This is a genomic window from Robinsoniella sp. (assembly GCF_034124845.1).
Genome location: NZ_JAWYAJ010000083.1, coordinates 1 through 15,724, shown reverse-complemented (window position 1 = coordinate 15,724; position 15,724 = coordinate 1). Strand labels below are relative to the sequence as shown.

The following is a 15,724-nucleotide window of genomic DNA, read 5'->3' as shown; positions in this document are numbered from 1 at the left end:
CAGTTCCCACTGTGAATCCGCCGCCTGTAAAGGCAGTACCAAACTGAAAGATCATCAGGGTAACTGAATAAGCAAATACATTCTGGTAAATGATTGCAAATGCCGTCCATTTTTTACTTCTGAATTCTTTTGCCATGGTGCTGATAGCTGCAAGGCAAGGGGAATCCAAGAGGTTAAATACCAGGAAGGAGAAAGCAGCAATCGCACTTGGGAAGAATGTCATAACAGTCTGCGCAAAAGCCGCATCCGTTTCTGCCGCATCTGTCATGCCGGCAATAACACCCATGGTGCTGACAATACCTTCTTTTGCAACGAATCCGGACAGAGCCGATGCCACTGCCTTCCAGTTGCCAAATCCAAGAGGTGCAAATATTGGAGCAATAAATCCACCGATAATAGCCAGTAAGCTGTCATTTTCCGAAGCTGCCATTCCGAATTGTCCATTTGCAAATCCAAATGTTCCAAGGAACCACATTACCATACAGCAGAGGAACAAAATCGTTCCCGCTTTCTTCAGGAAGCTCCATACACGTTCCCACACATGAAGTAACACGGTTTTTACATCAGGAATGTGGTACTGAGGCAATTCAATTACAAACGGAGATACTTCTCCGGCAAATAATTTCGTTTTCTTTAACATGATACAGGAAACGATAACAGCAAAAATTCCGATGAAGTACATCAGCGGAGCCATCCACCATGCACCACCCATAATGGCGCCTGCAATTAACGCAATTACCGGAAGCTTTGCTCCACAGGGAATAAATGTGGTAGTCATAATAGTCATCTTACGGTTTTCTTCATTTTCAATCGTCTTGGTTGCCATAATTCCAGGAACACCACATCCGGAACCGATCAGGAGCGGAATAAAGCTCTTACCGGAAAGCCCGAATCTGCGGAATACCCGGTCCATGATAAACGCAACACGCGCCATGTATCCGCAATCTTCCAAAACGGAAAGGAACAGGAACAGAATCGCCATCTGGGGTGCAAACCCGATGGGAGCTGCAAGACCGCCGATAATACCGTCTACTACCAGAGATACCAGCCATTCTGCTGCACCTATGTTTTCAAGACCTGCCTGTACTGCCGGCTGAATCCATGCGCCAAACAAGGTATCATTTGTAAAATCTGTTACCACCGCACCAATCGTTGTTACGGAAATAAAATATACCAAGAACATAATCGCCGCAAAGATTGGCAGCGCAAGCCATCGGTTTGTAACTATTCTATCAATTTTATCTGAAGTTGTCATCCCTTTTTGTTTTTTCTTCAGACAATTATGAATCACCTTCTCTATGTACTCATATCTCTCATTAGTAATAATACTTTCTGTATCATCATTCAGTTCGTTCTCTGCTGTTTCTACCACATCTTTGATTATTTTGCTGCTGTCAGCTGAAAGTGTCAGTTTATCCATGACTTTTGGATCTTTTTCAAACACTTTAATGCTGTACCAGCGAACCTGTTCCGAAGGCAAGTCTGACGGAAGCTGATCTTCAATGTCAGCCAGATAACCCTCTACCTTATCAGAAAATTTGTGCTGGGAAATAAATGTTTTTTGTTTTGCAGCAAGGGCAATTGCTCTGTTTGCCACTTCATCTAACCCGATGCCTTTTAATGCCGAAGTCTCCAGAACCTCACAGCCCAATGCTTCAGAGAGCTTTCCCGTATTGATTTTATCACCGTTTTTATTGGCAAGGTCGATCATATTGAGCGCCATGATCACCGGAATACCAAGTTCCATGATCTGAGTCGTTAAATAAAGATTTCTTTCCAGGTTTGTGGCATCCACCAGATTAATCACCACATCCGGCTTTTCATCCAGCATATAGTCCCTGCTGACTACTTCTTCCAGGGTATAGGGAGATAAAGAATAAATTCCCGGTAAATCTGTGATAATCACATCTTTATGTCCTTTTAATTTACCTTCCTTTTTCTCAACAGTAACTCCGGGCCAGTTGCCAACATATTGATTGGAGCCGGTCAGGCTGTTAAACATAGTTGTTTTACCGCAGTTTGGATTACCTGCAAGTGCAATACGAATTGCCATCTTACTTTCTCCTCCTTTATAGTTAGTTTAACCTAACTCTGTATCAAAAAATTTCTCTACCTCTTATTCAACCTCAATGATTTCCGCATCCTGCTTTCTTAAAGACAGTTCATATCCGCGTACCGTCACTTCCACAGGGTCTCCTAGGGGCGCTACTTTTCGAACAAAAACCTTACAGCCTTTCGTAATACCCATATCCATAATACGGCGTTTTAAAGCACCCTCGCCATTTAACTTCCTTACTGTAACTGTGTTTCCACAAGCCACATCTCTTAATGTTGCCATTACATTCTCCTCCTCTTAAATCATGATTTTTTTTGCCATATCCTGATTAATTGCAACTCTGGAATCCTTAATATTCACAATCACATTTCCCTGAATCGCAGATACAACCGTAACAGCCGCTCCTGTTACAAAACCAAGATTCTCCAGAAATCTTCTGGTATCTTCTTTGCCGCCAACTTTTTTAATCACATTCATTTCTCCGGTATTCGCCATTGTTAAGGGCATCACTTCTCACCACCTCATCTGTAAGAATTATAATATTCCTTGCTATTTTTCTTCCAGTTAGCTTTCGCTAATCTTCTTTTCAATGGTTAGTATATACTAACTTATAGAATAAATCAATAGTTTTTTTGAAAAAATGAAAAAAATTATCAAAACCTATATTTACCAGGTTTGGTAATGCCTTCAAAAGATTTCTCCTTGACTTTTATTTTCCTGCTTCCTATAATAAATGTTAGAATAAAATAAAACATACAGGAGGTCACAATGAGTAAAATAGATGAAGTAAGAAGCGCTATGGTTACCGCTATGAAAGCAGGAGAAAAGGAACGGAAAGACTCTCTTTCCATGCTGTTGTCCGCTTTAAAAAATAAGGCCATCGACAAAAGAGAAGATTTAACGGAACAGGAAGAAAACGAAGTAGTCCTAAAGGAAATCAAGCAAACCAAGGAAACTTTGGAACTGACACCAGCCGACCGTACCGATATTATAGAGGAATGCCAGAAACGAATCACCGTTTATGAAGAATTTGCCCCACATATGATGGATGAAGGAGAAATTAAGAACGTTATATCTGAGGTTCTGAAAGGCCTTGGCATTGACACACCTACCGGCAAGGACAAAGGCCGTATTATGAAGGAACTGATGCCCCGGGTTAAGGGTGTGGCTGACGGTAAACTTGTGAATCAGATCCTGGGGAGTTTGATGCAGTAATTCCTTTAAAATTATAAACGCATGATAACGAAACACGTCCATATCTTTTGGATGTATTCTGATATCATGCGTTTTTATTCCCGCGAGCTACGAGCCAAACGGACACGCTTGCGCGTCCATTTGGCAACTGCCTATACATTTGTTTCAGTTTCATTTAATCGATCCGTTTAACCTGTACCCTGCAATTCTTTTTAAAAAAAGCAATCCCATAGCAGATAATGTTTTCATACCCTTCCTGTTGCAGTTCTCTGTAATATTCCTTGTCCTGAATTTGATTCAAAGCTTCCGTTGCTTTTGTTTCCATATCCTGAAAAACCCCGGACTGCTTCAGTTCCACAATTACCACCGGTTTCCTCACATCCAGGCTCCTCAGCAGAATATCCAGCCTGCCGTCTCCCGCTTCCCGATTAGACTCTATTAAATATTCATCCAGCTGCTTCAACAGCCCTAATAAAAAGCCATGGTAAAATGCTTCTTTGTAATCATAAAAACTGATACTTTCCCTCAGCTGGCGTCCCAGTTGATCCTGTAAATCCACCTCATTTCCACTCAATAATGCATCATATAACTGACTCAGATCTTCCTGTTGTATCTTTTCTTTCATCCATTCGGAGACTTTACTTTTATAAATATAATTTATTTCCACATTCGGAACCTGCATACGGATAAACCTTTGATCTCCGACAGATCGTTCGGAGACTTTTTTCAGATATCCTGTAAAATAGAGAAAATTCCACAAATTTTCTTCTGATTCTTCTATATCCGCATAAGTAATATCCTCGTGAACTACACTTTCAATTGTATCCCCGGCAATTAAAGATTCGACCTTACTTCTGGTCTGGAGGTCTGCACCTTCTATAAGATGACGTATAATATCATTTGAACTGGTATTAGACCAATATGGTTTGGGTTTCGCATATTCATTCTCCAGCAAATCAGAAATATAACTCAATACACTCCACGGATTGTAAATTTCCTGCTCTCCAAACAAGTATCCATCATACCATTCTCTTATATCCGACATGTGGGATTTTAATCCATAATAATCCAGGATCTGTTTCGTTTCCTCTTGCGTAAATCCGAAATATTCTTCATAAGCTTTATCCATAATCGAAATAATGCGAAGGTTATTCAGACCAGTAAAAATACTTTTCACTTGCTTGCCCATTTTTTCCGGGCATAATGGTATACCCGCAGGGTGTTCTTTTGATATTCTGAGGCAGCCTGTAATGACCGCAAATTCCAGGCAGCTGTTCGTTTTTAGTACAGACTCAAATAATGAGCGGATAAAATTGACCATTTTATCATAGTAACCGTGAAAATAAGCATTTTCTAAAGGTACATCGTATTCATCAAGAAGTACAATTACCCTTTTACCATATTGGTGATACAGGATCTGGGATAAAAACTGTAAGGATGTAAGATAGTCCTGCCCCTCTCCCTGAGCATTTAGAATTCTTTGAATTCTGTCTTTCTCAAATTCATAAGCTTTCACTTCTTTTTCATGTCGGCGGAATTCTTCGGCAATCGTCTGCTTCATCGCCGCAAAGGCATAAGAAAAAGATTCTTGCTTGGCGCTTTTTAAAGACAGTCGGATTACCGGATACTGTCCCATATATTTTTCACATATATCCTCTTCCTTTAAAATAGCCAGATTTTCAAATAATGCCCTCTGATTTATTCCGGTATTTTCAAAAAAATATTGCAACATGCTGATTCCAAGTGTCTTTCCAAAACGTCTGGGTCTGGTAAAGAGCGTTACCTTCCCCCTCACATCCAATAATTTTTTTATCAACAGAGTTTTATCAACATAATACCCATTATTTTCTATAATCTCTTTAAAATCTTCCTGACCTACAGGCAGGAACCTGCGCTTTTTCAAAATACCATACCCCTTTCGCTGTTATTTTAATAATCCATATTCACCTAGTACTCCATCCTAACAGTAGCAATAGTGACAGCACTGTTACTATTGTTACTGTCTGGATGGAGCACCAGAGCGTGTTTAAAAAATGCTTTCTGGCAGCTGTGCGTTCCAGTTTGTGAGAGCTTTGTCCCGAATGAAAGGCGACAAGCATATATTTTTTATTATACCACAACACCACATTACGAACCTTATTAATTGAATTAAATAATTAATTTTTGTTATCATATTTTTTCTATTACAGCAAAAACCTCCTTAAGATTATATCTCAAAGAGGTTTTATTCCTATACATATTTATGATAGTGCTATGGCTAAAGAACGTATCTGATCCTATCTGATCATGAATCTCAGAACATCACCTTAAAGGTCTTTATCTCATAAGGCTTCATATCAAACTCTATTTGGTTTCCGGCTACTGCCGCTTCCCCGCAGTTCACTTCCATCATGTCACATTCCCATGCGGATGCAATATCTTTTGCAAATGTGAGGGTTGAGTGGGTTCTCCGGTTGAAGCATTCGTACAGACGCACAATCAGAGCGTCTCCCTCTTCTGCTTTTTTTACAACCTCTACCACTACATTATCCTGATCGGAGGATACATGGGAATAAATTTCTTTTAATGCTCCGCCTTCTGTTTCTTTCACCACCGCTGTAAGCGGGTTATTCAGCTGGTAAGCCTGTTTTACGGTACCTGCGCTTCTCCAGTCCCCTTCATGGGGATAGAAAGAATAGGTGAATTCATGGAATTCCTTGTCTGCTTCCGGATTTGGATAACGTGCAGATTTCAGCATGGACATTCCGATTACGCCATCATGTACACTGCATCCGTATTTACAGTCATTGAGCATGCTGACACCATAATTGTCTTCGGATACATCCAGCCATTTGTGTACGCAGACCTCAAATTTTGCATAATCCCAGGAAGTATTATAGTGCGTCTGGCGTTTTACATTGCCGTACTGGATATCGAAGGTTGCTTCGCTGGTATGCACGTCTACCGGGAATAAGGTCTTCATGAAGATCTGATGTTCTTTCCAGTCAATTTCATTTTTAATGTCAATCCTTGGAATATCTTTATAGATGCAGATGGATTGTGTAATTGTGGAATCCAGGTATTTTCTTTCTACTTTGATGACAGCTCTTACCGGTCCGTTTTCCGCAATTTCTATTTTTTCAACCTGATCCACTTCCCAGGCTTTTTCTACATAGTAATTATTAACATCCCAGGCATCGTAGTTATGAGGACGATCCTCGTAAGTCATAATCACATTAGCAGCTTTTCCCGGCTGCAATACTTCACGCTTGGCCTTTTTATCAAAAATAGATGCAAATTGTCCCTTTTCATTTAACGTTATAGCAAAGAAATCATTTTCCATATGATCGAAGGTAACCTGCATAGTGCCATTGTTCTGCGGTTCTTCTTCTTTCAGATAGAAGGTCTTATAACCTTTTGATGGAACACCCTCTGCCCTGAAGATAATTTCTCCGGTGTGGGCTTTCTGTGAAGGAACCAGACAGTCTTTGTCGTATACGGCTGCATTTGCCATTCCGGCAGGACACGGGAAGCTGACAATCTCATCTGCTGTCATACTATTTGGATTATAAACTACAACAGAATGCTTTGGCGCCTGTACCTTATCCGCAATATTTTTTAATGCCCCGTTTACCAGTTCTTTATTTATGGCAAAGATGCTTTCATATTCCGCTTTGGAATCATCATATACTTCTTTGATCGAAGAACCGGGAAGGATATCATGGAACTGATTTCTTAAAATTACTTCCCACGCTTCATGAAGCTGTTTATCAGGGTAAGCACTTCCTGTCAGGTCCTGATCCATCATGCCGTAAAGCTCTGCGTTCTCATATGCAAACTCCGCTTTACGGTTGTATTTCTTATTGCGTGCCATGGAAGTATAAGTACCTCTGTGGTATTCCAGATATAATTCTCCCACCCAGGATGGCAGATATTTGTGATCCTTTACATTCTTCTCCAGAACCTCAAAGTAATTTTTAGCTGTACTCATAACTGTTTTTGGACAACCAGGAATTCCTTTTTCCAGTCTTCTCTGGTTCTCCAGCATTTTGGCAGTTGGTCCGCCGCCGCCGTCACCGTAACCGAAGGAATTTAAGATCTCTCCATTCAGATATTTCTGGCTGTAACGTGCCCATCCGCCTTTAATCTGAGACGGATTGATGTCTCCGTTATAGGTTGTGAAATGTTCTGTCTCAAAACCGCCTTCCACTGCGCCTTTTTTATAATCCCTGGTGGATACAAAATGGGTCAGAACTCTGCTGCCGTCTATCCCCTCCCATTCGAAGGTATCATAGGGCATTTTGTTAAATTCATTCCAGCTGATCTTCGTTGTCATAAAATAGGGCAGTCCACATTTTTTCATAATCTGGGGCAGCGCAGCCGAATATCCGAACACATCGGGAAGCCATAAAATAGAGTTATCCGCACCGAATTCTTCCTGGAAGAACTTCTGTCCGTACATGAACTGGCGGACCAGTGCCTCACCGGATGCAATATTACAATCCGCCTCTACAAACATTCCGCCTTCCGGTTCCCATCTGCCTTCTTTGACTCTTTCTTTGATCTGTTCGTACACCCCCGGCGCATTCTTTTTTACATATTTATAAAGCTGAGGCTGGCTGGACATAAAAATATATTCCGGGTACTGTTTCATCAGATCCAGCACCGTGGAGAAACTTCTGACTGCTTTATCCTCTGTCACAGCAAGTGACCAGAGCCATGCCACATCAATATGGGTATGTCCCACACAATAAACAACTGCATCACTGCTGCCGCACTCTTTTTCATAAAATTCTGCAGTAATATACTCCTGTGCTTTTTCCAGGGAAGCATAATATTCCTGTGAATATTCTTTTCTTAAATCCAACAGGTTCAAAGACTCGTTTAACCTTGTAATAATCGTTATGTATGCTTTGTCATCCGGGTTTAACAGCCTTGCAACATTTAATGGCACAGAAATATCATAGAAATATTTTTCCGTCTTCCTGTCCAGTACTTTTAATTTTGAATCCAGCTTCAGACTGAAATTCTGATCTCCGGTAAATGCAGACAGTACGATACGATAGCATGCACCTGCTGCTGCATGTTCCGTCAGGACCGTTTCTCTGTGGTTCACATCCAGCCCCTGCTTCATTTCTCCATTTACGTAAATAGAAAACTGTGGATTCGTTGCATCCCACTCGCCCTCTTTTCCGTTGGTTAATTCATAAACTACACACTTTCCGTCAAAGCTTTCGGGAATCGTAATCGTAGTCTCAAACCAGTAATATTCACGATGCCCGCCCCAAATCTGTTCCCTGGAAAAATCCCGCCATGCACCGGTATCCAAACCAGCAATGTCTGTAAATCGTTCCGTAGTCTGAATCATCTTGTAATTCTGGATATTAACTGATTCCGGATAGATTAATTCATGTAAATCTTCAACCAGTTTTCCTATCCTTTCCTTAATTAAAACCATGAGTTACCTCCTCCATACAGCAGATATGAAGATATCTGCAATTTAGCATTTTAAAAATTTCATTTCGTGATCTGTCATCCTTTTGCTGCACCTGCCATGGTGAATCCCTTAGACATATATTTTTGTGACAGGATATAAAGCAGAATCGATGGTAAAGCATATACTGCGGAGTATGCTGCAAGCTGTCCGTACTGAACCATTCCGTTATTTCCAAAGAACTGGTATAGAAGAATGGATGCAGGCTGCTTGGCAGGTGTACTCAACAAGATATAGGGAATGAAGAAATTCCCCCAGCTTCCGGAGAAGGTGTAAATAAATACCACACAAATTCCCGGGAACATCAGCGGTGCCACTACCTTTCGGATCGACTGCCAGGTAGTCGCTCCGTCTACCCATGCAGCTTCTTCCAGCTCTACCGGAACCCCATCCATAAAATTCTTCATGAGCCAGATTCCATAGGGAAGGGATGAAGCACTTAAGAATAGAATAACACCCCAGATGCTATCTAGCAAGCCTATTGATAAAAACATTTTGTATACCGGAACAATGACTGCCGTCATGGGTAATGCAGTCATAAAAAGGATGACATACATAAATCCTTTGCGGTAACTCAATCGGTATCTGGAGAGTGCATAAGCACCAAGACCCGATACAATTACTACGATAGTTGCCTGGATAAAGGAGATGAAAAGTCCGATCCCAAATCCTTTTAAATTCGTTTTATTAGAAAGTACTGCTTTGTAATTCTCTATTGTCCACTGCGTAGGTGCCTTAATTGCCTCACTTGCATTTGTATCTAAGGAGGCGATCACAACCCAGAGAAGTGGAAGTATGAATACTAATGCAATACAGCTAAGGATTGCATAATGGATTCCCTTTGTTGTTTTTTCATGCATATGATTTCCCTCCTTAATCGTCTGATTTCAAGATTCTTGCATAGATGATACTGCAGACAATACCAACTACCAGAATTAACATACCAATTGCTGTTCCTGCACCCATCTGTCCGCTGGTAAACGCCTGTCTGTACATGTAGATGGGAAGTGTACTGGTAGAATTACCGGGTCCGCCGCCTGTCATAATATAGATCAGTCCAAATACACCCAGTGTTGACAGCGTATTTAACATGGTGTTGGTTGCAATGGTATCTTTGATACAGGGTACGATAATCCGAAGCAGTGTCTGTCTGCGGTTTGCTCCATCCACTTTTGCAGCCTCTTCGATATCCCCGGATACATTATCCAGCGCTGACTGAAAGTTCATCATAGAGAATGCAGTTCCATGCCATATGTTTGCAGCTACAACAGCAGCCATTGGATGCTGGTACAGCCAGGCGATGGGTTCAATCTGTATGGCACCCATAATCATGTTGAGTGTACCGGATTCCTGGAAAAAAGAGGAACAGCATAATGCAACAACGATTTCGGGCATTACCCAGCCTGCCAGAATACAGGGACCTACGATACTACGAAAGGTCTTTGCTTTATTTTTCATCAAATAGGCAATCGTAAATCCTAATACGGACTGCCCAATTAAACTTCCAACTAAGAAAATCAATGTATTTTTAATTGCGATTAAAGTATTTGGGTCTGTAAGCATTTTTATGTAATTTTCCAGCCCCACTATTTGGAAATTTGCTGCATTTGAACCACTAAGTGCTAAATTGGTAAAAGAATAATAAACGGTTAATACAATCGGAATAATAAAGAACGCGATTAACAGTACAATCGCCGGCAGTAACAGTATGGATTTCTTAGCCTCATCCATTACCATTGCCTTTCTGTTTGGTCTAGCCATCAGCACAGCCCCCTTTTCTTTCTTCGTGGAGTCAGATATCCCGCCGCAGAAAGCGGGGTATCCTGTCTTTCACTTTTCAATAAGACCGGGCGGTTTCAATCTATTCTGATTAACCCCGCCCGTTGCATTTCATTACTATTTTTCAATAGTTTTGTCATCACCGACAGCACGCTTTACTTCTGTTCCATACTGTGCAATTGCGTCCTCCGGACTTGTACCGGATACAACTGCCTCTACCATAGACTGGATACTGGTGGAAACGGTGGAGTACTGGTCGTTCTGAGGTCTGAATTCTGCTGTAGCAAGGAAATCCGTAGAGATCTGTTTGAATGGTTTTGCTGCATATTCAGGATCTTTTGCTACATCAGTTCTGGTTGCAATGTTGCCCTGTGCGATAACTGCTTTTGTATAGATAGATGGATCCATTAAATGTTTGATAAATTCAAAGGTAATATCCTTTGCATCGGAATTTTCAGGAATGGATAATGCCCAGCCGCCTGCCAATGTAATGGTTCCGGGTTCCTGTCCTGTGCTGGTAGGCATTGGAGCAAATCCCAGTACGTCTTTTGCTTCCGGCCATGGTGATGCACCTGTTTCTTCCCAGTTTCCTGGAATCCAGCTGCCGTCTAAGGAGATAGCAAGCTTGCCCTGTGGCAGATATTCTCTGGCTGAAGTATTGGAAGCCTGTCCGTTTAATACTTTTGATAAGGAAGGTCCGTATCCGTTTGAATAAATATCATTTAAGAAGTTCAGAGAATCTAACATGCCCTGGCTCTTAACGATCCATTTTCCACTGTCATCGATTAATCTCTCGCCTGTTCCATAAAGGAGCATTTCATATGTCTGCATGGAAGTTGCTTCACCGGTAGCTACACCTGAGTTACACCAGAAAGGAACTACATCCGGCACTTTCTCTTTAATGGTCTTGCATGCATCTAGTATATCCTGCCAGGATTTTGGTGCCCATTCTTCCGGCAGACCTGCCTGTTTGAAGATGTCCTTGTTGTACCAAAGTCCACGTGTATCTGTACAATATGGGATGCCGTATGGTTTACCGTCTTTGGAGACACCGTTTTGCATGGATTCGTAGTATGTACCGTCGTTCCATTCGGGATAGTCTTTTACGTAATCGGTTAAGTCTGTCAGGTAACCTGCACTTACGTCATTTGGAAGCTGGAAAGTATCTTCACAGACTAAATCCGGGCAAGTACTTGGATCCTGAAGCTGCAATGCAATTTTAGCAAAATAATCACCTTCGCTTGCTACGATGGGAGAAATATTTAATTTTACGGAATCTTTTTTATCCCAGCTGTCATATCCATCCTGAATCCATTGCCAAAGAGCACTCTTCTCGCCCTGTCCATCATCACGGAAGGTAAAGGTAATTGTCTGAGCGTCTCCGCTGGCAGCTGTATCTTCCGCTGCTTTTGTTTCATCGCCGGCAGCTGTTTCAGAACCTGCTGCTGTCTCTGCTTTCGTCTCCTTGGAAGTACCTGCTGTCGTTGAATCCGTTCCCCCACCTGAACCACCGCAGGCTGTCAATCCTAATACCATTGCGGATGCCATACAAACGCTCACCAATTTTTTTCTTTTCATACTTCATCGCTCCTTTTTCTTTACTTTTTCATTTCCCGCTTTTCTTAAGCTGTCTATATATTATCATCCCAATTTCAATTTGAAAATTCCACATTTTTGAAAAAGGGGTACATTTTTAACCTTTCCCTATACTTTTTTACTCATTTTTTGTCAAAAAAATGTTGTGAAGGCATTTTACACTATACACTTTCACAACATTTTCCTTTATTATCATCTGTAAATTATCCTATTTATCAATAAGCGCCACACGAACTTTGTCCTGCATGGTGTCACCAATATTCTTTATGCTTACGGTGCGTTCGTGCAAAATATCATAAATGCCGTTTGCCACAGCACCTGAGATATCAAACCAGGAATCATATGCACCTTTTGTAACACCGTTTTTCATATAATCCGACACCAGAGCCTGATCAGGGCCTATTTTTTTCTTTTTGTACTCTCCTTCAACCAGAACCGGAACGGTATCCATCTCTTTCGTAAGAAAATTTGCAACATCCGGTTCCCGGATATAATCCAAGAACTTCTTTGCTTCCTGGATATCCCCGGATTTCGTAATTCCGATGTTCTTCCCGTGCAGCAGATACGCTTCTTTTTTCCCGGATGGCATCCCTGTCACGCCAACCTCAAATCCCAGGCGGGTGGTCCGAAGAATGGAAGCCATACTGGCATTCCCAGCCATCATTGCGATATGCCCTTTTGCAAATTCATGGGCAAGGTCTGACTGGCTCCAGTTCATGGTATCCGGTGATATCTGCTTTCTGTTTTTTAACTGAAGCAATAATTGGAATACCTGATTTCCTGCATTGCCATTCACTTCCCGAAGTGAGCCGCCGCAGGAATACAGCATCTGCATAAAGAAAGCAGTCACTTCCTCCGGCTGTTTTGCTGCGAAACCAAATCCGTAGTTTCCCAGGCCTTTGATACGGTCACATACACTCAGCAGTTCATCCCAGGTATCGGGCACTTCCTGTTTCTCTTTTTTCATCAGGTCTTTGTTGTAGAAGACTACATAAGGATCACTTGTAAACGGCACCCCATAATATTTCCCGTCGCTGATGGCATTGGTCCAGAGATTCTGCCAGTACCTGGATTTTACATTCCCCTTTATATAAGCGGTCAAATCTTCCAATATGCCCATGTCAATTAAGGATGGCATCATGGTATTTTCACAGATAATCAGGTCCGTATTGGTACCTTCATCCGTTCTCATACAGATTTCCTTTTGGAAATTCTCCTGGGAAATAAACTGGATTTCTACTTGTTTATTTCCTCTGATTGCGGAATAATTCCGCGCCGTCTCTTCCAGAGCCTGTTTATGTACACTTCCTTCGTCAGGCGCCATAATCCGGATAATCTGCTCATCGTTCGTAACCTTTTGTATCACTTTATTATTCTTGGAAGAAAACCCGATATAAGTAATAATCAGCATTACCAGGACACAAGCCGCCGCACCGCCCAATAGCCGTCTCAGCTTCATTGGCTGTTCATCTCCTTTTTATAATCGGATGGTGTAACACCGCATATTTTTTTAAACACTTTCACGAAATACTTCTGGTCATGAAAGCCTACTGCTTCTGACACTTCCCCAATTTTACATTTTCCAAGGCTTAACAGCCTCTTCGCCATACTGATGCGGAAATTCTGCAAAAATGCAACAAAATTTATATTCATCTCCCGGTAAAAGATCTTGCTTAGATACTCGGGGCTGACACCGCACATTACCGCCGTTTCGGTCAAGGTTATATCCCTGGCGTAATTCTCTCTGATAAAGGAAATCACATTGAGAATCATTCCGTTTTCAGTAAGACCAGAGATATCATCTTCACTTAAAGTCAGCGTCTTCATTACCTTGTCAAACTGATGTTCCAGCTGTTCCCTGGAATTACTTTTTGCCATATTTCCCACAATATACTGAATCCCGTTTTCTTTTTCCAGGTTCTCTTTCAGTTCATTCACCACACGAAGAAGGCCTGCCGTAAAACGCACTGTAAACTCCCGGATACAATCAGGATGCCCCTTGCTTTCAATCACCTCTTTTTTAAACTGTTCCCCCAGTTCCTGTATGCGCTCCGCTTTCCCGCTGCGCATCTCCCGGCAAACGGCACGTTCCAGAGAATCGGGATATTCAATATTTTCATACTCAAATCCTTCCAGCAGTTCATCATCCAGAATGGTGCCGGAGGGAAATGAAAATGCATGCCTCATCAGATCCTTCAAATGCAAAACCTTTTCATCCAGCCCTGTAACGCCATATGCAGTCGTATAGCTGCAAAAGCATTCGGAAATTTTACCGATTCTCTCCAGTACACGCATCTGGAACATCCGCTTTAAGCTGCGGTTCCGCTCGGTATCCAGCACAATAACAAGAAACCCCACGTCCTGGGACAGAAATACCACGAAGTAGTTTTCCATGCACATGGCATCCAGTACAGAATTCGTCTCTTCCATCATTTCTGTGGTACTCTCTCTTACCACACTGCTGCACTTCACCAGGAATAGTGAAATCTGCACTTTTTTATTAACCTGTATGGACTCCTCTATAACCGGCAGAATTTTTTGCTTTTCTTCCTCCGTACCGGTGAGGTAACTCCACAAAAGCTGGCTGGGCGAAACCCTTTCAATCTTCGTTTTTTCAATTTTATTATCCACTTTTTTCAGCAGTTTCAAAAAATCTTCGATATCCAGTGGTTTTAAAATGTATTCAGTCACACTAAGTTTCAGAGCCTTTCTGGCATATTCAAACTCGGAATAGCCGGTTAAAAGCAATGACTGAAACTCTTCACCTTCGTCATGCAGCGTCTGAAGCATGGTAAGACCGTCCATTACCGGCATCTTAATATCTGTTATAACCAGATCCGGCTTAAGCGCTCTGATATTTTCCAGTCCGTCTTTGCCATTTACCGCCGTATAAATTATTTCATGTTCGGTATACCGTTTGATGATCCCAATCAGCCCTTCTCTTGTATTGGGTTCATCTTCCACAACTATAATACGCATAATCTCATCCTCCCTACTCATATGGAATTGTTATGGTTACCGCAGTACCATTTTCACTGGAAACAACATGAAAATGTCCTGATTCTCCGTAATAGAGTTTCACTCTGGTAATTACATTACGGACCCCGATGCTGGATTCTATTCTCTCTTTGCTATAGTCAAATTGATTAAAGAATTCTGCAAGTTCCGGATCCATGCCTTTTCCATTGTCTTCTACCACAATTTCTATATTCGTATCATCAATCCTGTGAATCCTAAGATTGATTTCATCAAATCCCGTATTTCCTGGGAATCCATGAACAATTGTATTTTCAATCAGCGGCTGTATCAAAAGCTTGTGTATTTTACAATCCAGTACCTCTTCTTCCACATGAAGAATACACTGAAAGGAATAGTCAAACCGCTGCTGTTGCAAATAGACATATTTCTTTAAATATTCCAGTTCACTGCTCAGTTTTACGATCTCATTGCTTTTATGGACGCTGTAGCGCAATATCACCGCAAGGCTTGTGAGCATACGGCTGATGGTAAATTCCTCATGGGCAATTGCCATCCAGTTGATGGTATCCAGGGTATTATATAAGAAATGGGGATTGATCTGTGCCTCCAGGGATTTAATCTCCGCATTTTTTTCCCGCACAATTGCT

The 15,724-nt window shown here is 41.6% G+C and carries 12 protein-coding genes; 1 reads left to right on the top strand and 11 read right to left on the bottom strand.

Annotated features, from left to right (window positions below; translation table 11 throughout):
* The 3 genes from feoB to ACH2DQ_RS04255 form a co-directional block, all read right to left on the bottom strand.
* Nucleotides 1-2,053 (bottom strand): ferrous iron transport protein B (gene feoB, locus ACH2DQ_RS04265; RefSeq protein ID WP_395025703.1); only part of this gene is annotated, 2,053 nt, incomplete at its 3' end.
* A gap of 63 nt (nt 2,054-2,116) precedes the next feature.
* On the bottom strand, nt 2,117-2,338 hold the full coding sequence (locus ACH2DQ_RS04260) for a ferrous iron transport protein A (RefSeq protein WP_027296880.1): 222 nt from the start codon (nt 2,336-2,338) through the stop codon (nt 2,117-2,119).
* A gap of 15 nt (nt 2,339-2,353) precedes the next feature.
* Nucleotides 2,354-2,563 carry a ferrous iron transport protein A gene (locus ACH2DQ_RS04255; protein WP_394912870.1) on the bottom strand — a complete coding sequence of 70 codons (210 nt, stop codon included), beginning with the start codon at nt 2,561-2,563 and terminating at the stop codon, nt 2,354-2,356.
* Between the two features lie 261 nt (nt 2,564-2,824).
* On the opposite strand from ACH2DQ_RS04255, the gene ACH2DQ_RS04250 reads away from it, so the two are divergent.
* The gene (locus tag ACH2DQ_RS04250) at nt 2,825-3,271 is read left to right on the top strand and encodes a GatB/YqeY domain-containing protein (RefSeq protein WP_394912871.1); all 447 of its coding nucleotides are present in this window, start codon (nt 2,825-2,827) and stop codon (nt 3,269-3,271) included.
* A 154-nt stretch (nt 3,272-3,425) separates the two neighbouring features.
* On the opposite strand, the gene ACH2DQ_RS04245 is transcribed toward ACH2DQ_RS04250, so the two are convergent.
* The 8 genes from ACH2DQ_RS04245 to ACH2DQ_RS04210 all read right to left on the bottom strand — a co-directional run.
* Nucleotides 3,426-5,153 carry an AAA family ATPase gene (locus tag ACH2DQ_RS04245; RefSeq protein WP_394912872.1) on the bottom strand — a complete coding sequence of 576 codons (1,728 nt, stop codon included), beginning with the start codon at nt 5,151-5,153 and terminating at the stop codon, nt 3,426-3,428.
* A gap of 390 nt (nt 5,154-5,543) precedes the next feature.
* Complete coding sequence (locus tag ACH2DQ_RS04240; protein WP_394912873.1) at nt 5,544-8,687, bottom strand: alpha-mannosidase; 3,144 nt, start codon at nt 8,685-8,687, stop codon at nt 5,544-5,546.
* Nucleotides 8,688-8,761: 74 nt separating this feature from the next.
* A complete protein-coding gene (locus tag ACH2DQ_RS04235) occupies nt 8,762-9,583 on the bottom strand; it encodes a carbohydrate ABC transporter permease (protein ID WP_394912874.1) in 822 nt (273 codons plus the stop codon).
* 13 nt (nt 9,584-9,596) lie between these two features.
* Nucleotides 9,597-10,484, bottom strand: a complete 888-nt coding sequence (locus ACH2DQ_RS04230; protein WP_027296875.1) for a carbohydrate ABC transporter permease — start codon at nt 10,482-10,484, stop codon at nt 9,597-9,599.
* A gap of 135 nt (nt 10,485-10,619) precedes the next feature.
* A complete protein-coding gene (locus tag ACH2DQ_RS04225) occupies nt 10,620-12,080 on the bottom strand; it encodes an extracellular solute-binding protein (RefSeq protein ID WP_394912875.1) in 1,461 nt (486 codons plus the stop codon).
* A gap of 226 nt (nt 12,081-12,306) precedes the next feature.
* On the bottom strand, nt 12,307-13,557 hold the full coding sequence (locus ACH2DQ_RS04220) for an ABC transporter substrate-binding protein (RefSeq protein WP_394912876.1): 1,251 nt from the start codon (nt 13,555-13,557) through the stop codon (nt 12,307-12,309).
* Nucleotides 13,554-15,077 carry a response regulator gene (locus ACH2DQ_RS04215; protein ID WP_394912877.1) on the bottom strand — a complete coding sequence of 508 codons (1,524 nt, stop codon included), beginning with the start codon at nt 15,075-15,077 and terminating at the stop codon, nt 13,554-13,556. Before ACH2DQ_RS04215 ends, ACH2DQ_RS04220 begins: the two co-directional genes overlap by 4 nt.
* A gap of 13 nt (nt 15,078-15,090) precedes the next feature.
* On the bottom strand, nt 15,091-15,724 hold a 634-nt coding region (locus ACH2DQ_RS04210), incomplete at its 5' end, for a sensor histidine kinase (protein WP_395025698.1).